We start from the raw sequence: 20,722 nt of genomic DNA on the forward strand, positions 1-20,722 counted from the left end.
ATCGGTGCAACATAACGGCATCGTTCCGGCGATAACAAGGCAAATTGCCTTTCACCGAAACGATTCATGGCTGTTTCATGGGTGATATTGAATCGCCTTATCAAAAAGACGATTCAAAACGCTGATTTGAATCAGGAAATCAGGATTTTCCCGGGGTTCATAATGTTATACGGGTCGATCGCTTTCTTGATCATCCGCATATAATCAGTCGCCTCACCAAGCTCCATGGGAAGGTATTTCATCTTGCCCTGCCCGATGCCGTGCTCGCCCGTGCAGGTACCTTCCATAGCAATTGCACGCCGGACCAGACGATCCATGAAATCTTCGGCGCGCTCCATCTCCGATGCATCATCGGTATCGAGCAGAAGCAGAAGATGGAAATTACCATCACCAACATGGCCAACGATTGGAGCAATCAGAGCGCTTTCAGCCAAATCTTTTTCTGTCTCGGCAATGCAGTCGGCAAGCCGCGAAATCGGCACGCAGACGTCAGTTGAGACGCCCTTTGCGCCCGTGCGCAGAAGGAAGGACGCAAGATAGGCATCATGCCGCGCACGCCAGAGCCGGTCGCGTTCTTCTGGATCATTGGTCCAGCGGAATTCTCCGCCACCATTTTCAGCGGCAATCTCGCCAAAGATTTCGGCCTGTTCGGCGACGCCGGTTTCCGTGCCGTGGAACTCGACAAACAGATATGGCTGGGCCTCATAGGGCAGTTTGGAATGCAGGATCAGAGCTTCCATCTGAAGCTTGTTGACCAGCTCAATGCGCGCAACCGGAATACCCATCTGGATGGTTTCAATCACCGCGCGGCAAGCTGATTCAACATCAGGAAACGGGCAGATACCGCCTGAAACAGCTTGCGGAATACCTTGGAGCTTCAAGGTAAGTTCAGTGATGATACCAAGCGTCCCTTCCGAACCGATCAGAAGGCGTGTCAGATCATAGCCAGCGGCTGTCTTTTTCACGCGCTTGGACGTTTCGATAAGACGGCCATCCGGCATAACGGCTTTGAGCGCCAGCACGTTTTCGCGCATGGTGCCATAGCGTACCGCATTGGTGCCGGAAGCACGCGTCGAGGCCATACCGCCGAGTGTTGCGTTCGCACCCGGATCAATCGGGAAGAAAAGCCCGGTATCGCGCAGATACTCGTTGAGTTCGCGACGTGTGATCCCCGGTTCAATAACGCAATCCAGGTCTTCTGCATGAACAGCCAGAACGCGGTTCATCTGTGTGAGATCAATCGAAACACCACCCGCAGGCGCATTCACCTGACCTTCAAGCGAGGAACCGGCACCAAAGGCAATCACCGGAACCTTATGCTCAGCACAGATGCGGACGACTTCCTGCACGTCCTGCGTATCATGCGCAAAAATGACAATGTCAGGTGCCTGTGTCGGCACATAAGTCGTCGTGTGGCCATGCTGCTCGCGGATTGCCTGCCCGGTCTGGGCGCGTTCGCCAAAACGCTGTTTCAGGATTTCAACTGCGGCAGCAATACCCTCCTCATTACGCTGAAGGGCAACCACATTCTGAAGCGACATTGTTCATTCTCCGTATTTCAAATTAGAGCGCCAGGCGCCCTAACACTCTAAAATCAGAGCATAATTTTACGCTAAACTGATTCAAGTTTAAGGAATTTTGCTCTATGCTGCAGGCAAAGCCAGAGCGACGGGGTCTTGGCCGAGATGCTCCGCAATGGCTCGCACAACCAGGTTGTGATCCTCACGCTGCGGCAGACCTGAAACAATTGCTGTTCCAATCACCCCTGCACCCGCCACATTGATCGGGAAACCGCCACCCGCGAGAGCATAATCGGCAACATCAAGCGCCTTGTGGGCCGCAAACATCTTGTCGTCGCGGTTCTGTTCAAGAACAAGGCGATAGCTCGAAGCATGAAACCTTCGCACGACATTGAATTTGCGGCGCAGCCATTCGCTGTTGTCCACAGTCGTTCCGGCAGTAGATGCAAAGAACAGACGGCGATCCCAAAGCGAAATATCGATAGCAACTGAAAGCTTTTGCTTCACGGCCAGATCACGAATGCGATGGCCAAGAGAAAACGCATCATTTTCGTTGAAAGACGTGAAAATCAACGCCTGTTCCTGTCGGATAATCTGCTTGATATCGTCGCTCTGAGCCATGTTGCATTATCTCCCCAAAATTCAGTGTGAGTTCTTTTGCGCCCTCAATCACATGAATGCAACCGCTTACCCGCACCATCAAACTTGATTGATCGCGCGTGAACCGCTAGTGGAGCCTTATGGCTCAGAAACCGAATATTGATGTACCCGCAAAAGGCGACCGCATACCGGAGTTTGTGGAAACCGCCGTATTCAAGCGCGATGTTTTTTCCGAAACCCGCGCAGGCTATTTTGCGGGCGATCCGGAAACCCGCATCATTCGCCGCGTGGTCAGCGCCGCTCCATGGTGGTCGAAGCCGCTGGCATGGATTTTGGCGCGGCGCGAAATCCGCGGCCTGAAAACAGTCCGTGGCATAGAAGGTGTTCCACAGCTTCTTTATACTGATCGCGACGGCCTCTATCGTTCATGGACGGATGGCACACCGCTGCATCTTGCGCGGCCTTCCGATCCCAAATGGTATCGCACAGCGCATCGCATTCTGCGCGACATGCGCCGCATGGGCGTTACGCATAACGATCTTGCCAAGCCACAAAACTGGTTGATGACGCCGGAAGGCGAAGCAGCTGTCATCGATTTCCAGTTGGCAAGCGTACATCGTCGTCGCGGTGCCTTCTATCGCCTGCTGGCCTATGAAGACTTCCGTCACCTTATCAAGCAGAAACGCGCCTTTGCTGCCGATCTGATGACACCGACCGAAAAGCGTATTCTCGCGCGGCGCTCGCTGCCATCGCGCATCTGGCTCGCGACCGGCAAAAAAGTCTACAACTTCATCACCCGCGGCATTTTCAACTGGTCGGATGGTGAAGGCACGGGCGACCGTATCGACAATGAAGGCCCAGCCATCATGGCGGCCCTCAAGTCTGATCCGCGCGTGAAAGACGTGGCGCTTGCGCTATATTCGCTGCCCGCCAAGGGCGTTGGTCTTTATGCGTTCGTTGAAACTCTGGATGCAGACGAAAAAAGTCTGCGTGCGCGGCTCAAGGGAACGAAGCTTGAACTCATCCAGCCGGTTGCACATCTGCCTCGACGTGATGACGGCACAATCCGTGACGACATCCTGCGCCTGATCGCCATGAACCAGATGACAGAGCTCGATGATTTGCTGAGCCGCGAGCCGGAAATGCGCGGATTGGTGGAAGCCCTTGCTTCGCACCGCCTCAATTTCACGGACCGGCGCGTCACTCAGCTTGAGTAATTTACTGGTCTTTCTTCCAAGAATCACTACATTCGGTGCAAATGTCCGATTTCCCCGACGATATGCCGTTTTTCGGCGATGACGTACCGGCTGACCGCGCGCCTGCGGCAGGCTCAATTGCCGCACGCGCCATGGCAGCGCGCAACCAACAACGTGGCGAACCCGATTATCTACAAGGGCTGAACCCTGAACAGCGTCAAGCCGTTCTGACCACAGAAGGGCCGGTTCTGGTTCTCGCAGGTGCAGGCACGGGTAAGACTCGCGTTCTCACCACGCGTATTGCGCATATTCTAACAACCGGCCGCGCCTATCCAAGCCAGATTCTCGCCGTGACCTTTACCAACAAGGCCGCGCGCGAAATGAAAGAGCGTATCGGCCATCTGGTTGGCGGCGCTGTTGAAGGTATGCCCTGGCTCGGCACGTTCCACTCCATCGGGGTGAAATTGCTGCGTAAACACGCAGAGCTGGTGAACCTCACTTCTGACTTCACCATTCTGGATACGGATGATGTGATCCGGCTGATCAAGCAGCTTATTCAGGCCGAAGGTCTGGATGACAAGCGCTGGCCTGCCCGTACATTCGCCAACATGATTGATGGCTGGAAGAACAAAGCCTTTGGTCCTGCCGATATCCCGGAAGGCGATGCACGTTCGTTCGGCAACGGCAAAGGCCGTGAACTTTATCACGCCTATCAGGAACGCTTACGCACGCTGAACGCTTGTGACTTTGGCGATCTGCTGCTGCATCCGATCCGCATTTTCCGCAATCATCCGGATATCCTGCGCGAGTATCACGCCAAGTTCCGATACATTCTGGTGGACGAGTATCAGGACACCAACACCGCGCAATATATGTGGCTACGTCTTCTGGCTCAGAGGCCTAAATCAAAATCGGCAGCGCCAACGCCATTTCCGACCGAAGGTCGGCAAGCCCGACCGGGCGTCGCGCCTGATGGCGCGCCCTCGCGGAGCGAGCCGCAAAGCGGCGACAGCGTGAGCGAAAACAAAGTCAATCTCTGTTGCGTGGGCGACGACGATCAGTCGATTTATGGCTGGCGCGGCGCAGAAGTGGATAACATCCTCCGCTTTGAGAAGGATTTTCCGGGTGCAGTCGTCATCAAACTTGAGCGCAATTATCGCTCGACGGCGCATATTCTCGGTACTGCAGCGCATCTGATTGCACACAATGAAGGTCGTCTCGGCAAAACGCTTTTCACCGAAGCGCCAAACCCTGATGATCCAAAAGTCAAAATCCACGCCGCATGGGATTCAGAAGAAGAAGCCCGTGCAGTTGGAGAAGCGATTGAACAGGCGCAGCGTCAGGGCCATCTGCTCAACAATATGGCGATCCTCGTGCGTGCATCCTTCCAGATGCGTGAGTTCGAAGATCGCTTCGTGACGCTCGGCCTCAATTACCGGGTCATCGGTGGTCCGCGCTTCTATGAACGCCTCGAAATTCGGGATGCCATGGCCTATATGCGCGTTGTTGCGCAACCGGCCGACGATCTGGCACTTGAGCGCATCATCAACACGCCGAAGCGTGGGCTTGGTGAAGCGGCCATCCGTCAGGTTCATGATTATGCCCGCGCACGCGATATTTCGATGTTTGCTGCGGCCTGCGATCTCGTTGAAACCGAAGAGCTGAAGCCAAAGCCGCGTTCGGCACTGCGTGAAGTGGTCGATAACTTCCGCCGCTGGCAGTCACTTCTCGACAATACCCCACACACAGAACTCGCCGAAACCATTCTCGACGAGTCCGGCTACACAGCCATGTGGCAGAATGACAAATCGGCAGAAGCGCCGGGCCGTCTAGAAAACCTCAAGGAACTTATCCGTTCCATGGAGGAATATGAGAGCCTGCGCGGCTTCCTTGAGCATGTTGCGCTCGTCATGGATGCCGAGAAGAACGAGGATATGGATGCGGTCAACATCATGACGCTCCATTCCGCAAAGGGTCTCGAATTTGAAACCGTCTTCCTGCCCGGCTGGGAAGAAGGCCTGTTTCCACATCAGCGTGCGCTCGATGAAGGCGGACGCTCTGGTCTGGAAGAAGAACGTCGCCTCGCCTATGTCGGCGTGACGCGCGCCAAAAAGAACCTGCATATCTGGTTCGTTTCCAATCGCCGCATTCATGGCATGTGGCAATCGACCATTCCGTCTCGCTTTCTGGAAGAACTTCCTGAAACTCATGTCGAAGTAGCGGAGATGGAAGGCAATTACGGCGGGTACGGTAATAGTGGCTATGGACAATCGCGCTTCGACAAGGCTGATCCTTTCCAGAACTCCTATTCAACGCCCGGCTGGCAGCGCGCGCAGCAGAACCGCTCGGATGCTACTCGCAACAATTGGGGCTCACGCTCCGGTGCCAATGTTGAACGTATTGGCTATGGCGAAACGGATTCAGGCTTTGGTGCTGGTCGTGGTTCCATCAAGGGGCGCACGATTGACGGTGAACTGGTTGCAAAATCGGTTGCTGACAAACCATCAGACTTCTTCGTCGGCGACCGCGTGTTCCATATCAAGTTTGGCAATGGAACAATCGCGACGATTGATGGAAACAAGCTGACCATCGACTTCGATAAAGCCGGACAAAAGCGCGTTCTCGACAGCTTCGTCCAGCGCGCATAGATCATGAAAACTAAATAAGCCGGAAATTATTCCGGCTTTCCTTTCTCCCACGTCACATCGCCTTTAAAGAGTGGAACGGTCGACAGCGATGTCTTGGCTGAACCATCCTGAACCTGTGTCGCATGAGCGAGATAGAGCAGCGTATTGTTCTTCTGGTCATAGATGCGCGTGATGACCAACTTCTTCCAGATCAGGCTTGTGCGTTCTGAGAAGACCCGCTCTCCGCCTTTACCAAGCTTGATGTCTCCAATAGTAATCGGACCAGACTGCTCACAGGAAATCGAAGCGTTGGACGGGTTTTCGAACCAATTGCCTTTTTGCAACCGGTCAATCATGCCACGAGAAAACGACGCCAGATAACAGGTAACGCCCTGCACCTTCGGGTCCTGCACAGCATCAACCACAATATCATTGCCCAGCCAGTCCACACCGACCTGACCGACTTCCTCAGCCGATACGGCAGCCGATGCGCCGATCAGCAACATTGGGGCAACAAGCAATCCGGCGAGCTTATTCAATTTGGACATTGGAAATCTCCAGTAACTGTGATGGAAAAATGGAGAAGCAAATCGGGCTTTGCAAGATTGGGATGCCTAAACACCCCATTTTTCCAGAAAGGCTTCGATTTCAAGCGCCTGGATGTCGGGGACAGCTTCATAAAGCTTTTCCACTGGCCAGTCCCACCAGTTGAGTGCGAGCAGTTTTTCAGCAACTTTGTCGTCAAAGCGCTTGCGAATGATTCGTGCCGGAACGCCGCCCACGACATGATATGGCGCTACGTCTTTCGTCACCACCGCATTGGCGCCGATCACCGCGCCATGGCCAATGGTCACGCCGGGTGTAATCACCGCGCCATGGCCGATCCACACATCATTGCCAATGGTGACACGCTTTGCCTGACGTCGCGCGCGAAACTCGCCGTCCACACCTAAATAACGGAAATATTCATTGGGCCGGTAGCTCACCTTATGGGTCGTCAACCGTTCCATCGGATGCTCAAGCGCGTTTATGCGCACATTAGCAGCAATAGAGCAGAATTTTCCGATCTCAGCATAAATGCCTTCGCCATTACGCTCAAAATAGGTGAAGTCGCCCACCGTGACTTCACGCAAGATTACACGCTCACCAATGTCGACATACCGGCCCAGCTTGCTGGATTTGAGCTGCGCGGTCGAATGGATCCGCGGTTCGCTATTCTGGAAACGAAGGTCTTCACCCTGCGTCATTTCAAAACTTTCTGAAATCTTTGCACTCTGCTAGACTGACATTGCAGTTCCAACATAGCCTGCGGCAGTTCGTCAGCGCTTGCATATAAGCGCTTTCCTGTCGCAGATCGATGTAAATTCAGAATAGCGTGCTTATGTGCGATAAATACAAAACAAAATTCAAGGCTGACTGGACATGAAAAAATTCCTGCCCATCTTCATCTTCGCTTTCATCATCGTGATTGTCGGTGCTGCTGGCTTTAATCTGATCCGTGACCGCAATTCAGCTGACCAGCCATTCGGCGGCTCGTTCAATCTGGTGTCGATGGATGGGAAACCATTTACCGAAAAAGACCTCCGCGAAACCCCTTCTCTTGTGTTCTTCGGCTTCACCCATTGTCCTGATGTGTGCCCGACCACGCTTTATGAACTGGACGGTTATCTGAAACAGCTCGGCCCGGAAGCTGCTGATATTAAAGCTTATTTCATTTCCGTTGATCCTGAGCGTGATACGCAGGACATCATGAAAACATATGTCAGCAACGTATCCGACCGCATCGTCGGCGTGACCGGAACACCGGCGAACATTGCCGACATGGTGAAGTCCTACCACATCTATGCCAAGAAGGTTCTGACCGAAGACGGCGAATATACAATGGATCACACGGCTTCCGTTTTCCTTCTCGATAAGGGCGGCCGTTTTCGTGGAACTATCGCGTATCAGGAGAACCCAGATACTGCTCTGGAAAAGTTGAAGAATCTGGCCAAAGGTCGCGCAAACGGGTAAACAAAGCTTCCAATTCGATTTGAGAGCTTATTATCCATGCCCCAATCACAACTCTTCTTTTCGGCTGACAAGACGGAAGCCGAACGAATCTATGACATCATCGAACAAGCATTCGAGGATGAAGCCTTCCCGATTGCGATTACCGAAATCGATGAAGACCGTCAGATTTTCGAAGTTTCCGTCTATACCGAAGATGGAGCCGAGGAACTTGCAGCGCGCATAGACGCGCTGGTGGGTGCAGGCAAGTTTGAAACAGAGGAACTGCCAGATATTGACTGGGTCACGCACTCGCTTTCAGTCCTGAAGCCAGTTCGGGCCGGACGTTTCTTCGTGCATGGCTCGCATGATAGCGACAAGCTTCACGCTGACGACATTCCGATTTTGATCGATGCGGGCCTTGCTTTCGGCACCGGTCATCATGGCACCACATCAGGTTGCCTTGAAATGATCGAAGAAGTGGTTGAGCGCGAACATCCAACCAACGCGCTCGATCTCGGCACCGGCTCCGCAGTTCTGGCAATCGCCATTGCCAAGCTTGCACCGATTCCAGTCCTAGCCACCGATATCGACCCGATTGCTGTCACTGTTGCCGCTGAAAATACCGTTCTCAACGGCGTGAGTGAGCATGTCATCACAGCGACTGCCGAAGGCTTTGACCATCCTATCTTCCGTTCCTATACGCCGTTTGACCTGATCGTCGCCAATATTCTCGCCAATCCACTGATGGAATTAGCGCCTGCGCTCAAATCGCATCTGGCTCCAAGTGGCTCGATCATCCTGTCCGGTATTCTCGACAGCCAGCATGATATGGTGCTTGCTGCCTATCAGGCGCAGGGGCTTACCCATCAGAAAACCTTTCATCGCGAAGGTTGGGTCACGATTCATCTGAAATAACGCGGTTGTCCTTATTCATTGCGAGTTACGCTCATGGCTTTTCAGACTTTTGATGTAACCACCGATCCGGCCAATGGCGCACCTCGGGTCGCTTTGCTGCGCGAAAAGCTTGCCGAACAGGGGCTGGACGGCTTTCTCGTTCCGCGTGCCGATGAGCATCAGGGTGAATATGTGCCGCCCCGTGCCCAGCGCCTCGGCTGGCTCACAGGCTTTACGGGATCGGCTGGCGCAGCCCTTATCCTAAAGAAGCAGGCCTATATTTTCATCGATGGCCGTTATGAATTGCAGGTCCGCAATCAAACCGATGGCAACGTGTTTTCTTATGAAAGCCTTGTCACCAATCCGCCTGCGAGCTGGCTTGCAGAAAACGGTAAAGGCCTGACGATTGGCTTCGATCCATGGCTGCACACGATTTCCGAAGCCAACGCATTGCGAGAAGCTCTGGAAAGTCAGGGCGGCAAGCTGGTGCCGGTTGCACATAATCTTGTTGATCTCGTATGGGACGATCAGCCAGAAGCACCTCTTGCGCCAGTCACTATTCAGCCTGCTCGTTTCTCGGGCCACGAGGCTGAAGACAAGATCAAGGAAATGCAAAAGGCGGTGGCAGTAGCGGGCGCAAGCGCAACCGTTCTGACCGACCCTTCATCGGTTGCCTGGGTGTTTAACATTCGCGGCAAAGACGTCTCCAACACGCCGCTGCCATTGAGCTTTGCAATCATTCCCGCAGAGGGTGAACCGGAACTCTTCATTGACGAGCGTAAGCTTGCCATTGAACCACGCGCCTATCTCACACAGCTTGCCAAACTGTGTGAACCAGCCAAACTTGAAGGCCATTTGAGCGCGCGTGCGGCAAGAGGTGAAACCATTCTGCTCGATCCGGCACTCGCTGCCGAAAAGCTTCGTCTTGCGGTAGAAGCTGCTGGTGGTCACGTCATTCATGGCAAAGATCCTGCCCGCCTGCCCCGCGCCATCAAAAATAAGGCAGAGCTTGACGGCTCCCGCGCAGCACATCAACGTGACGGCGTGGCTATGGTCAATTTCCTGTCCTGGCTCGATGCTCAAAAGCCCGGAACGGTAGATGAAATCTCAGCTGCGCAAAAATTGGAAGAGAGCCGCGACAAGGCTGGTCGCGATTTCCAGATGCCGCTCGAAGACATCTCGTTTGATTCAATTTCCGGCGCAGGTCCAGACGGCGCGATCATCCACTACCGCGTCAACACCGATACCAATCGTAAGCTCAACGACGGGGAGCTTTACCTGATCGATTCCGGTGCTCAGTATCGCGATGGCACGACAGACATCACGCGTACGGTTGCCGTCGGTACAATTACGCCGGAAACGATTCGCTCTTTCACACTCGTGCTGAAGGGCATGATTGCCATCACCACCGCACGCTTCCCAAAAGGCACACGCGGACAGGACATCGATGTGCTGGCACGCATCGCGTTGTGGAAACAAGGTTTCGACTATGCACATGGCACCGGCCATGGCGTCGGCAGCTATCTTTCTGTCCATGAAGGCCCGCAGAGCATTTCCAAAAAAGGCGTGCAGGAGCTTTTGCCCGGCATGATTCTTTCCAACGAACCGGGCTATTACAAGCCGGGCGCTTACGGTATCCGCATTGAAAACCTGATCATCGTCAAGGAAGCGGAAGTGCCAGCAGGCGGCGAGTTACCGATGATGAGCTTTGAAACGCTTACCTTCTGCCCGATTGACCGGCGCCTGATCGATAAATCACTTCTCACGCAGGAAGAGCTTGATTGGCTCAATGCCTATCATGACCGAGTGCGTGATAAGCTTATCGGCCACCTTGATGGCGCACAGGCTGAATGGCTCACAACAGCCACTGCGCCACTCTGAAATCAGGCCGGAAAGAAATGGCGCAGCGCGATTAACAGTGCTGCGCCCGCAAAAAACATCGTCATCATGCCCACGCGCAGCGAGAGCAGCACGCAGAAGACGAGCACGAGCAGTTCGCGCCAGCCGTGATCCGAAGCAGGTGCAGCAACAATTGCGGTAAGAACTGCCGCAGGCACAGCGTTGAGCGCTGCTTCAACACGATAATGCACACGCTCAAATCGCGACAAAATAAGATGCCCGCCGACACGGGTGAGATAAGTGCAAACAGCGCCCGCTATAATGATCCAGATCGTTGTGGACATGGCCCTATGCCTTCCCTGTTTGCGGCTTTGCGAGAATGGCTGCAAGCACAACGCCACCTATAGCACCCAGCGTCACATGCCACGGCGAGCCGACCAGCTTATACGCAACGACCGCGCAGATCGCGCTAACGATCACCACCGGCCACCAATGCTCGCGATGGCGAAAACTCATCACCATGCCAAGAAAATAGATCGGCAGCAGGAAGTCGATACCAAGCGCATAGGGATCGGAAATCAGATTGCCGAACAGCGCTCCGATAAGTGTCTCGAGAAGCCAGCAGATATAGATTGTGAGACCCACACCCATATACCAGGCAAAGCTGATTTTCCGACCGGCCTCAGCACGAATTTCAACTTCGGCATATTGTGGATCAACGAGCAGAAAAAAGGAGGCAGCCTTCTGCATGAAGGTGAAATGGCGGATGCGTCGGCCAACTGTCGCCGAATAAAGCACATGGCGGAAATTGACTGCGAAAATCGACAGAACAATCATCCATGGCGCGATGTTCTGGCCGAAAAGATCAAGCCCGACCATCTGGCTCGCTCCTGCATAGAGCATCGCACTCATAAAGACGGCTTCACTGATCGACAGACCATTATCGAGTGCCACAGCACCAAATAGCAGCCCAAACGGCGCGCCAGCCGCAACAATGGGAACGCCGCGTTTGACGCCCGCCCAGAAATCGTTCCGCGCTGAAACCGGTGCTGGTCGAAAACCCTGATCCACGAAATCACTCCTCAGTCAGGGAGTGCTTAAGAAATTTTGGGCCAAGTTGAAATCAGTTTTCGATAAAAATCATACTATTAGAAAGCACGCGCAGCATTTCAGCATCACCTATCATAATGTGTGATGCATCAATGCATTATTCTGATGTTTGTGGAACAGTGCCTTCGATCTTCTTGATCCAATCGATCAACGGGCGCGCCTGTTCGGTAAACTTCACCAGCCGATCTGCGAGGTCGGCGCGGGTTATGCTCTCTGGATCAATTTCCAGACGAACAGCAAAATGGCGATTGCGAATGGCTTCCTGAAGGTCTGAATCGGTTACGGCTTCAAAACCACGCGGCGTGCGCTTCAAACGATCATTATCGCTGATCTTCAAACGACTTTTCTTGAGCTTTGCCACAACGGCACGATACTCATCCGGCTTTTCAACAACCGCTTCGCGTATGGCTTGCAGAAGCTCTTTCTTCGGCCCCCACCATGCCACACCTGCATAGCAATCCCGCACGCCCGGCAAACCAATACAGACATAAAAGCAACCACTTTCGTCCCATTTGGTGCCGGAGTTGGACAAAAGCGCGGACAGATGCCGGTTATAAGGCGCTTTATCATGCGAAAACCGCGTGTCTCGCTTGATGCGAAACTGAGACTTCACCCGATCACCCTTGAAAGGCAATCCGGCTTTCTCAAAGCGCGCAGTCAGCTCTTCAACCAGATCGCCAAGCGGTTCTTTCAGATGCTCTTCAAACAAGTCCTTGTTTTCAACAAACCACTCGCGATTCTGATGAAAATCAAGCGCCTTCAGGAACGGAATAGCCTTGTCGCCAAAACCTTTGAATGGAGCCATCAGCCTTCCCCAACAAGTGCAAGCCACGCATCTTCGTCGATCACTTCGATGCCGAGTTCCGATGCTTTCGCAAGCTTTGACCCTGCCCCCGGACCGGCCACCACAAGATCAGTTTTCTTGGAAACAGAACCCGCAGTCTTGGCACCATGACGCTCGGCCATAGCCTTCGCTTCATCGCGCGACATGCGTTCAAGACTTCCCGTGAACACCACCGTCTTGCCTTCAACTGGCGACCCAGTGGCCACGCGTGCAACTTCATCCTGAGGGACCACACCCGCTTTGAACAGATTTTTCAGAACTTCCCGATTATGCGGTTCGGCATAAAAATCGACCACGGCTTCGGCAACAATCCCGCCAATGCCTTCAACCGCAATCAGATCCTGCCAGGCTTCGTTGCCCTTGTCGCTACGGTCGCCCTCTTTTGGTGGGATAGCCGTTGTTGCTGCTTCGGCAAACTTGTCGTAGGTGAGATAAGCCTTGGCAAATCGCTTGGCGTTCACTTCACCAACATGGCGGATACCAAGACCGAACAGGAAGCGATGCAAAGCAATCTCGCGCCGGTCATTGATTGCGTCATAGAGCTTCTTCACGGAAGTCGCACCAAAGCCCTCGATATTCTCGAGCTTCTTGAGCGGCGAATTCGCCTGTCTCTTCTGCAACGTGAAAATATCCGCAGGTGATTTGATTTTCAGGTTGTCATCTTCCGCATGGAAGAAAAACTCGACCTGCTTTTCGCCGAGACCTTCAATGTCGAACGCGTTGCGCGATACGAAATGGCGGATGCGCTCTACAGCCTGTGCGGCACAGGTCAAACCACCTGTGCAGCGATAGACCGCCTCGCCTTCTTCGCGCACGGCATGACTGCCACAAACTGGGCATTCATGCGGGAAATGGAACGGCACAGCATCAGCAGGGCGCTTTTCCAACACCACATCGACAATCTGCGGAATGACATCGCCTGCCCGTTGCACGATCACTGTATCGCCGATGCGAATGTCGTGATCCTCCTCACGGATACGTTCACCCTTGAGGCCTATGCCCTTGATGTAATCTTCATTGTGCAGCGTTGCATTGGTGACAACCACGCCACCAACAGTAATCGGCTCAAGGCGTGCAACCGGCGTCAGCGCGCCCGTACGTCCAACCTGAATGTCAATGCCGCGCAGAATCGTGGTTGCCTGCTCTGCCGGGAACTTGTGTGCGATAGCCCAGCGCGGGCTACGCGAGCGGAAACCAAGCCGTGTTTGCAGATCCAGCCGGTCCACTTTGTAGACAACGCCGTCGATATCGTAATCGAGCTTGGCACGCTCAAGCCCAATCGCCCGATAATGCGCAATAAGCTCATCTGCGCTCTGTAAACGTTTCGTCAGCGGATTGACCGGGAAGCCCCATTCGCGGAATACCTCCACCATGCCATGCTGTGTATCAGATGGCATTTCAGACATCTCACCCCAGGCATAGGCAAAGAACCTGAGCTTGCGGCTGGCCGTCACTTTCGCATCAAGCTGTCTCAGCGAGCCTGCTGCGGTGTTGCGCGGGTTGACATATGTTTGCTTGCCTTCTGCCACCATCTGCTCGTTGAGCGCGAGGAAGTCGCTCTTCGCCATATAGACCTCGCCGCGCACTTCGACGACCGCTGGAACACCTGCTGGAAGCTTATTTGGAATCTCACTGATGGTTCGGATATTGGCGGTTACATTTTCGCCGGTCGTGCCATCACCCCGCGTAGCAGCACTAACGAGAACCCCGTTTTCATAACGGATCGACATGGATAGCCCGTCGATCTTCGGTTCAGCTGTGAAAGCAATGGAATTATCCGGCAGTTGCCCGAGAAAGCGATATACGCTGCCGACGAAATCTTGCACGTCTTCATCCGAAAACGCGTTGCCAAGAGAAAGCATCGGACGCGCATGGACAACCTGTGCGAATTTGGAAACTGGTGCCGTGCCCACGCGCACAGAAGGACTGTCGGCCCGTACGAGATGCGGAAAACGCTCTTCAATGGCATCATTACGCCGCTTCAGCGCATCATAGTCTGCGTCCGAAATCTCCGGCCGGTCATTGGCATGATACAACTCATCATGATGAGCAATTTCACGCGCCAGCCGCTCCAGTTCTGCAGCGGCTTCAAGGTCGGTCAGTTTTTCAATGGAAATATCGGACATATGCGTGGCAAAACCTGCTGATTCAATTTTGCTCAACATAACCAAGAAATGAGGCCGCGCCTACAGCCGCGCGCAGTTACGAGCATATGGTCACACTGACAGCGTTCTGTCAGGAGACGAGCGCGCTATTCTCTGCCAGCAAACGCTCGGCTGCTGCACGCGCTTCATCGGTGATGCTGGCACCCGCCAACATACGCGCAATTTCTTCCTGCCGCTCATCGACACCAATCGAACGGATCGACGTAGACATGCGGTCTTCATTGGTTGCAGATTTTGCTATAAGAAAATGAGTGGATGCGCGTGCTGCAACCTGCGGCGCATGCGTAACAGAAAGAACCTGCACACGCGATGACAACCGTGCCAAACGTTGTCCAATCGCGTCAGCAACTGCTCCACCCACACCCGTATCGATCTCGTCGAAAACAAGCGTCGGAGCCGAACCGCGGTCGGCAAGCGCCACTTTCAGCGCCAGCAGAAAGCGCGAAAGCTCGCCACCAGAAGCTACCTTCATCATTGGTCCAGCACGCGTGCCCGGATTGGTGCGAACCCAATATTCAACCGTATCAATGCCTTCAGCAGCGCGCGCGTTGGTATCCGTCGTCATTTCAACGATAAACTCGGCGCGCTCCAGCTTCAGCGCTGGAAGTTCGGCCATAACCGCAGCCTTCAGATGCTCGGCAGTGTCCTTACGGCGCTCTGACAAGACCTTCGCAGCAGCATCGTAAGCTGCGCGCGTTTCGGTTGCCTGCGCTTCAAGCTGGATCAGCTTTTCTGCACCGGCATCCAGATCGGCAAGATCGGCGTCCATTTTGTCACGCAGTGCAGGCAAGCCTTCAACTGCAACAGAATATTTGCGGGCAGCAGCTCTAAGCGCGAACAGCCGCTCTTCAACCTGTTCCAGCACACGCGGATCAAAATCGATCTCTCGCATGGCGTGGTCGATGCCATCCTGCGCCAGTGCCAAACTATTGAGTGCTTCGTCAATCGCCTTGCAGACAGGCTCGAGCAGATGCGGCGCTTCCGGAATTTTACGCTCCAGACGACGCACAAGGCTTGCAAGTGTCGGCACTGGTGAACCATTGCCCGACAGAAGCTCACCTGCTTCGTTCACGTCACCCGCAATCTTCTCCGACTTCATCATGACAGCGCGGCGTTCAGCGAGCTCGTCTTCCTCGCCCGACTGCGGATCAAGCTTGGTTAGTTCTTCCACCGAAGAGCGCAGATAATCGCCTTCACGCTCAGCCTGTTCAACCCGTGCCCGATGCTTCGACAATGCACTTTCAGCATCACGCCACGCTTTATAGCGCTCGCGAACAGTCGTGGCCTCAGCATCGAGACCGCCAAACGCATCCAGCAATGTACGATGAAGGTCGGTATCGATCAGCGCGCGATCGTCATGCTGACCATGGATTTCGACCAGCCGTTTGCCCAGTTCGCGCAGCAGCGCAACGCTTGCCGCCTGGTCATTGATGAACACGCGCGTGCGCCCGTCACCCATCTGGAGACGGCGCAGGATGACGTCGCCGTCATCATCAAAACCATTTTCGCTCAGGAATTTACGGGCGGGGTGTCCACCCGGCACATCAAAAACGGCAGTCACCTGCCCCTGATCCGCCCCATGGCGAACCAGAGAAGCGTCGCCGCGCGCACCAAGCGCCAGCGACAACGAATCAAGCAGGATGGATTTACCGGCACCGGTCTCGCCCGTAAGCACGGACAAGCCGGTCTTGAACTCGATGTCGAGCCGTTCAATCAGGACAATATCGCGGATCGACAGGTGCGACAGCATGCGGGTATCGGCTTAAGCGCCGCCACCCGTGATCATTGCCGAAGCCTTGGCCAGCCACGAACCGCCGTTTTCACGCGGCTCAAGACCACCGCTCTGCAAGAGCTTGTAGCTATCCTTGTACCAGCGGCTGTCCGGGAAGTTCTTACCGAGCACCGAAGCTGCCATCTGAGCTTCGGAAGTCAGACCGAGCGCATAATAGGCTTCAACCAGACGGGCGAGTGCTTCTTCAACCTGGCGGGTGTTCGAATACTCTTCAACCACACCACGGAAGCGCTTGATCGCAGCCAGATATTCCTTGCGCTCAAGATAATAACGACCGACCTGCATTTCCTTGCCGGCGAGCTGGTCGCGGGCGACACGGATCTTAGTCTTGGCGTCGTCGGTATATTCTGAATCCGGGAAGCGATCGACCACTTCCTGCATCGCAGCGATTGCACGGCGGCTGGCCGCCTGATCGCGGGTCACGTCGGGAATCTGGCGGAAGTAGCTCAGACCGATGATGTAATAGGCATAAGCCGATTCAGGCGATGTCGGATAAAGCGTGTTATAACGCTTTGCCATGCTGACCGCTTCTTCGTAATTGCCTTGACGGTAATTCGTGAAAGCAGCCATGACGAGCGACTTGCGTGCCCATTCGGTGTAAGGGTGCTGACGGTCAACCGCTGCAAACTTCTTGGCAGCTTCACCGAGGCGGCCCGCATCAAGATTCGCGAGGCCTTCGTTGTAAAGCTTGTCCGCCGGATCGATCGTCTCAACATATTTGGTCAGATCGATATCGTCGTTTTTGCTGGCACATCCCGCAAGCGGAACAAAAACGGCAAGAGCGCTGGCAATCAACGCGGTTTTCGTCTTCACCGGGAATTTCGAACTCGTCATGCGGTCTCCGGCCATTTGGCAACGTCTTTTCTGTCTGGAGTAAAATGAACCCTGTAGTTCACTCTTTCCCCATTCTTCCCAATACATCAGCATCAGCACTTAGGTAAACATAGCCGAGGCTGTTTTGGCCGTCCATAAACCACATGCTGGCGAAATCGGCAATCGTCTAGCTGATCAATCGTCCGAATTTGGCACGCATAAGGCATCAATGGCTCGGCCTGAAGCTATATCTATGCAAACCAATGGCTTTTTCCTCACCAAATACGGAGGCTTGGCTCTCAGTCCACAATGAATACGCCGACTCATGCGAAGAAGACCCGGCGATCACGGCCCAATTATGGCCATAAACACCGGACTTCCAATAGAAAGTTCAAAGCGCCCAGGGCGCCGAGATATTTGGACGGACTGTAACAAAGTCCAAATTGTCTGCATTCCGACGCACACCGCTTGCTTCAACGATGTCGTAATTCGACTTATCGGCCAAAAGTGCCTTAACCGTCTCAGCATTCAGCCTGTGACCGCCGCGATAGGAACGGAAACAGCCAATGAAAGGCAGCCCGGCAAGAGCTATATCGCCAACAGCGTCAAGCGTCTTGTGACGCACGAATTCATCCTTGAAGCGCAGACCACCGGGATTGATCACCGAATTATCGTCACCGATGACAAGCGAATTGTCGAGTGATGAACCGAGCGCCAAACCTGCGGCCCACAGGCGTTCAACGTCTTTCATGAAGCCGAAAGTTCGCGCAGTTGATAGTTCTTTGCGGAAAGTATCCTCGGACATATCGGAGCCAAACTTCTGCCGACCGATGAGCGGGCACTCGAAGTCGATTTCCACTTCAAAGCGCGTACCCGAATAAGGCTGAAACTCGCCCCAGGAACCACCCGCTTCTACACGCACGGTCTTCAAAATACGGATGAAACGGCGCTTCGACTTCTGAACAACCATTCCAGCATCATCAAATGCATCAATAAAGCGCGCAGATGTCCCGTCCAGAATAGGAACTTCCGGCCCTTCCACTTCGACAACCAAGTTGTCTATAGCCAATGCGGAAATCGCCGCCATCAAATGCTCGACCGTGTTGATACGCGAATCCTGCGGACCGAGCGCGGTACAAAGGTCTGTTGCACCAATCTGCGAAACATGGGCACGAATATCGGCGTTGGTACTGAGGTCTGAGCGCTTGAATACAATTCCCGTATCCGCATCGGCTGGCAGAAACGTCACCGAGGCTGCAGCGCCACCGTGGACGCCGACGCCGGAAAGAGTAACCGCACGCCCGATTGTTTTTTGGTAAGCGCTCAAAATCAGTCCAATCTATCGTATGGGGCAAGATGCAGCTGCATCCCGCAAGAGATTTGCCAAGCATATAATGCCCGCAACTGACAATCGCCAGTTTCCATCGTATTCTTCTATAATAAGACAGTTATGTCGAAAATAGTGATGAGCGGCAGCTGTTCAAAATCACGCTTTCTTACAAACCATAACGACAATTATCAAAGCAAAATGCCGTGGAGCGTAAACTCCACGGCATCTGTATTTTCAATGTCGTATCAGATGATTAGTTCGACTGACGGCGCAGGAATGCCGGAATTTCGAGCTGATCTTCTTCCGAAGCAGCGCGCGGCTGCGGACGGCCCTGATCATCAAGCTGGCCACGACGTGGAGCATAGATCGAGCTGTCCTGCTGCATTGGGCGACGCTGTTCTGGCTGACGCATAGCAGGTTCACGATGCGCTGGTTCCAGACGAGCAGCTGGCTGCTCTTCTTCACGGCGCGTCAGACCACGGGTCAGGCGAGAAAGCAGACCCATTGGACCACGTTCTTCCTGAGCAGGCTGCTGAGGCGCTGCACGACGTGCATTGATTTCAGCCTGTGCAACAGGTGGGAAATCCGAAACAGCTGGCATACGCGGAGCAGGACGTGGCTGAGGAGCTGGTTCTGCATGCATCTGCTGTGGCTGCTGGTAAGCCTGTGGCTGCATGGCCTGAGCGGTTGCCTGATTGTTGATCATCTGCGGCTGTGGAGCGGCTGGACGTGCAACTGGTGCGCGTTCAAAGCTATCAGCGGCAGGAGCCTGGAAAATGCGGCTCTGTGGACGAAATTCAGGAGCAGCCGAAGCTGCTGGAGCAGCGGTTGCTGCAGCGATTTCGTTTTCGATCGACTGGGCAACTGGAGCAGGCTGTTCGACCTGACGTGGCTGTTCAACAACCGGAGGACGCAGAGCGCCATGCGGAGCCATCGGCTTGGTCTGTGCAGCAGGCTTTACCGGCTGGCGAAATTCCAGCGGCGCAGGCGCCGCGTCTCCGATCTGCTTGTCGATGCCGGTCGCAACAACGGATACACGGATGACGCCTTCGAGGCCTTCGTCGAAGGTAGCACCGAGGATGATGTTGGCTTCCGGATCAACTTCTTCACGGATACGAGTTGCAGCTTCATCGACTTCGAACAGGGTCATATCGCGACCACCGGTGATCGAAATCAGGAGACCCTTGGCACCGCGCATCGAGGTTTCGTCGAGGAGCGGATTAGCAATCGCAGCTTCAGCAGCAGCCATTGCACGGCCTTCACCCGAAGCTTCGCCAGTGCCCATCATGGCCTTGCCCATTTCGCGCATAACCGAGCGAACGTCAGCAAAGTCGAGGTTGATGAGGCCTTCCTTGACCATCAGATCGGTGATGCAGGCAACACCCGAATAAAGCACCTGGTCAGCCATTGCGAATGCATCGGCGAAGGTGGTCTTGTCGTTGGCAATGCGGAAGAGGTTCTGGTTTGGAATGACGATAAGCGTATCGACGTTCTTCTGCAGTTCTTCTATGCCAAGCTCAGCCGTCTTCATGCGGCGAGCACCTTCGAAGTGGAAAGGCTTGGTTACGACGCCAACGGTGAGGATACCGCGTTCGCGTGCAGCGCGTGCCACAACAGGAGCAGCACCAGTACCGGTACCACCGCCCATGCCGGCAGTGACGAAGCACATATGCGTGCCATTGAGGTGATCGACGATTTCGTCGATGCATTCTTCAGCTGCTGCGCGGCCAACTTCTGGCTGCGAGCCAGCGCCGAGACCTTCGGTGACAGCAGCACCAAGCTGGATCATGCGTTCAGACTTCGACATGGTCAGAGCCTGAGCGTCAGTGTTTGCAACGACAAAATCCACGCCGCGCAGACCGGCATTGATCATATTGTTTACCGCATTGCCGCCGCCGCCGCCGACACCGAATACGGTGATGCGAGGCTTCAGCTCGGTGATGTCCGGCTTTTGCAGATTAATGGTCATGGTTCTCGTTCCTCTTAAGCCTCTCACCGCT

General features: G+C 54.3%; 17 protein-coding genes. 5 read left to right on the forward strand and 12 right to left on the reverse strand.

The window, feature by feature from the left end:
• Nucleotides 1–131 precede the first annotated feature (131 nt).
• Both ABWV94_RS11015 and ABWV94_RS11020 read right to left on the reverse strand, forming a co-directional pair.
• Nucleotides 132–1,541, reverse strand: a complete 1,410-nt coding sequence (locus ABWV94_RS11015) for an FAD-binding oxidoreductase (RefSeq protein WP_285534536.1) — start codon at nt 1,539–1,541, stop codon at nt 132–134.
• 102 nt (nt 1,542–1,643) lie between these two features.
• Nucleotides 1,644–2,141 carry a heme-degrading domain-containing protein gene (locus ABWV94_RS11020; protein ID WP_064320815.1) on the reverse strand — a complete coding sequence of 166 codons (498 nt, stop codon included), beginning with the start codon at nt 2,139–2,141 and terminating at the stop codon, nt 1,644–1,646.
• Nucleotides 2,142–2,260: 119 nt separating this feature from the next.
• Between ABWV94_RS11020 and ABWV94_RS11025 the strand changes: the two genes are divergently transcribed.
• Together ABWV94_RS11025 and ABWV94_RS11030 are read left to right on the forward strand one after the other, a co-directional pair.
• The gene (locus ABWV94_RS11025; RefSeq protein ID WP_079212065.1) at nt 2,261–3,337 is read left to right on the forward strand and encodes a serine/threonine protein kinase; all 1,077 of its coding nucleotides are present in this window, start codon (nt 2,261–2,263) and stop codon (nt 3,335–3,337) included.
• 41 nt (nt 3,338–3,378) lie between these two features.
• On the forward strand, nt 3,379–5,964 hold the full coding sequence (locus tag ABWV94_RS11030; protein ID WP_113160018.1) for an ATP-dependent helicase: 2,586 nt from the start codon (nt 3,379–3,381) through the stop codon (nt 5,962–5,964).
• A 26-nt stretch (nt 5,965–5,990) separates the two neighbouring features.
• On the opposite strand, the gene ABWV94_RS11035 is transcribed toward ABWV94_RS11030, so the two are convergent.
• Both ABWV94_RS11035 and ABWV94_RS11040 read right to left on the reverse strand, forming a co-directional pair.
• Nucleotides 5,991–6,491 (reverse strand): CreA family protein, encoded by a 501-nt coding sequence (locus tag ABWV94_RS11035; RefSeq protein WP_079212067.1) that lies wholly within the window; start codon nt 6,489–6,491, stop codon nt 5,991–5,993.
• A 66-nt stretch (nt 6,492–6,557) separates the two neighbouring features.
• Entirely contained in the window at nt 6,558–7,190 is a 633-nt protein-coding gene (locus ABWV94_RS11040) for a DapH/DapD/GlmU-related protein (RefSeq protein WP_113498006.1), read from the reverse strand.
• A 175-nt stretch (nt 7,191–7,365) separates the two neighbouring features.
• Between ABWV94_RS11040 and ABWV94_RS11045 the strand changes: the two genes are divergently transcribed.
• Genes ABWV94_RS11045 through ABWV94_RS11055 form a run of 3 tightly spaced genes read left to right on the forward strand, consistent with a single transcriptional unit; the run spans nt 7,366 to nt 10,710 of the window.
• Complete coding sequence (locus ABWV94_RS11045) at nt 7,366–7,956, forward strand: SCO family protein (RefSeq protein WP_113498004.1); 591 nt, start codon at nt 7,366–7,368, stop codon at nt 7,954–7,956.
• A 36-nt stretch (nt 7,957–7,992) separates the two neighbouring features.
• Nucleotides 7,993–8,850 carry a 50S ribosomal protein L11 methyltransferase gene (locus ABWV94_RS11050; protein WP_353413610.1) on the forward strand — a complete coding sequence of 286 codons (858 nt, stop codon included), beginning with the start codon at nt 7,993–7,995 and terminating at the stop codon, nt 8,848–8,850.
• 33 nt (nt 8,851–8,883) lie between these two features.
• Nucleotides 8,884–10,710 (forward strand): aminopeptidase P family protein, encoded by a 1,827-nt coding sequence (locus tag ABWV94_RS11055; RefSeq protein WP_113498000.1) that lies wholly within the window; start codon nt 8,884–8,886, stop codon nt 10,708–10,710.
• Between the two features lie 2 nt (nt 10,711–10,712).
• On the opposite strand, the gene ABWV94_RS11060 is transcribed toward ABWV94_RS11055, so the two are convergent.
• The 8 genes from ABWV94_RS11060 to ftsZ all read right to left on the reverse strand — a co-directional run bounded on the left by ABWV94_RS11060 (nt 10,713) and on the right by ftsZ (nt 20,691).
• Nucleotides 10,713–11,012: an AzlD family protein gene (locus tag ABWV94_RS11060; protein ID WP_007875748.1), complete on the reverse strand. Its 300-nt coding sequence runs from the start codon at nt 11,010–11,012 to the stop codon at nt 10,713–10,715.
• A 4-nt stretch (nt 11,013–11,016) separates the two neighbouring features.
• Nucleotides 11,017–11,739: an AzlC family ABC transporter permease gene (locus tag ABWV94_RS11065; protein ID WP_112805871.1), complete on the reverse strand. Its 723-nt coding sequence runs from the start codon at nt 11,737–11,739 to the stop codon at nt 11,017–11,019.
• 136 nt (nt 11,740–11,875) lie between these two features.
• Nucleotides 11,876–12,583, reverse strand: a complete 708-nt coding sequence (locus ABWV94_RS11070) for a DUF2461 domain-containing protein (RefSeq protein WP_113497997.1) — start codon at nt 12,581–12,583, stop codon at nt 11,876–11,878.
• The gene (ligA, locus tag ABWV94_RS11075; RefSeq protein ID WP_113498126.1) at nt 12,583–14,748 is read right to left on the reverse strand and encodes an NAD-dependent DNA ligase LigA; all 2,166 of its coding nucleotides are present in this window, start codon (nt 14,746–14,748) and stop codon (nt 12,583–12,585) included. Before ligA ends, ABWV94_RS11070 begins: the two co-directional genes overlap by 1 nt.
• A 109-nt stretch (nt 14,749–14,857) precedes the next feature.
• The gene (recN, locus tag ABWV94_RS11080; protein ID WP_007875769.1) at nt 14,858–16,537 is read right to left on the reverse strand and encodes a DNA repair protein RecN; all 1,680 of its coding nucleotides are present in this window, start codon (nt 16,535–16,537) and stop codon (nt 14,858–14,860) included.
• A gap of 12 nt (nt 16,538–16,549) precedes the next feature.
• On the reverse strand, nt 16,550–17,413 hold the full coding sequence (locus ABWV94_RS11085; protein ID WP_007875771.1) for an outer membrane protein assembly factor BamD: 864 nt from the start codon (nt 17,411–17,413) through the stop codon (nt 16,550–16,552).
• 370 nt (nt 17,414–17,783) lie between these two features.
• A complete protein-coding gene (lpxC, locus tag ABWV94_RS11090) occupies nt 17,784–18,719 on the reverse strand; it encodes a UDP-3-O-acyl-N-acetylglucosamine deacetylase (RefSeq protein ID WP_113497995.1) in 936 nt (311 codons plus the stop codon).
• A gap of 256 nt (nt 18,720–18,975) precedes the next feature.
• Nucleotides 18,976–20,691 carry a cell division protein FtsZ gene (gene ftsZ / locus ABWV94_RS11095; protein WP_007875784.1) on the reverse strand — a complete coding sequence of 572 codons (1,716 nt, stop codon included), beginning with the start codon at nt 20,689–20,691 and terminating at the stop codon, nt 18,976–18,978.
• Nucleotides 20,692–20,722: the final 31 nt, after the last annotated feature.

It is taken from the genome of Brucella sp. NBRC 12953, from assembly GCF_040369775.1.
Taxonomy (GTDB): Bacteria; Pseudomonadota; Alphaproteobacteria; order Rhizobiales; family Rhizobiaceae; genus Brucella; species Brucella pseudogrignonensis.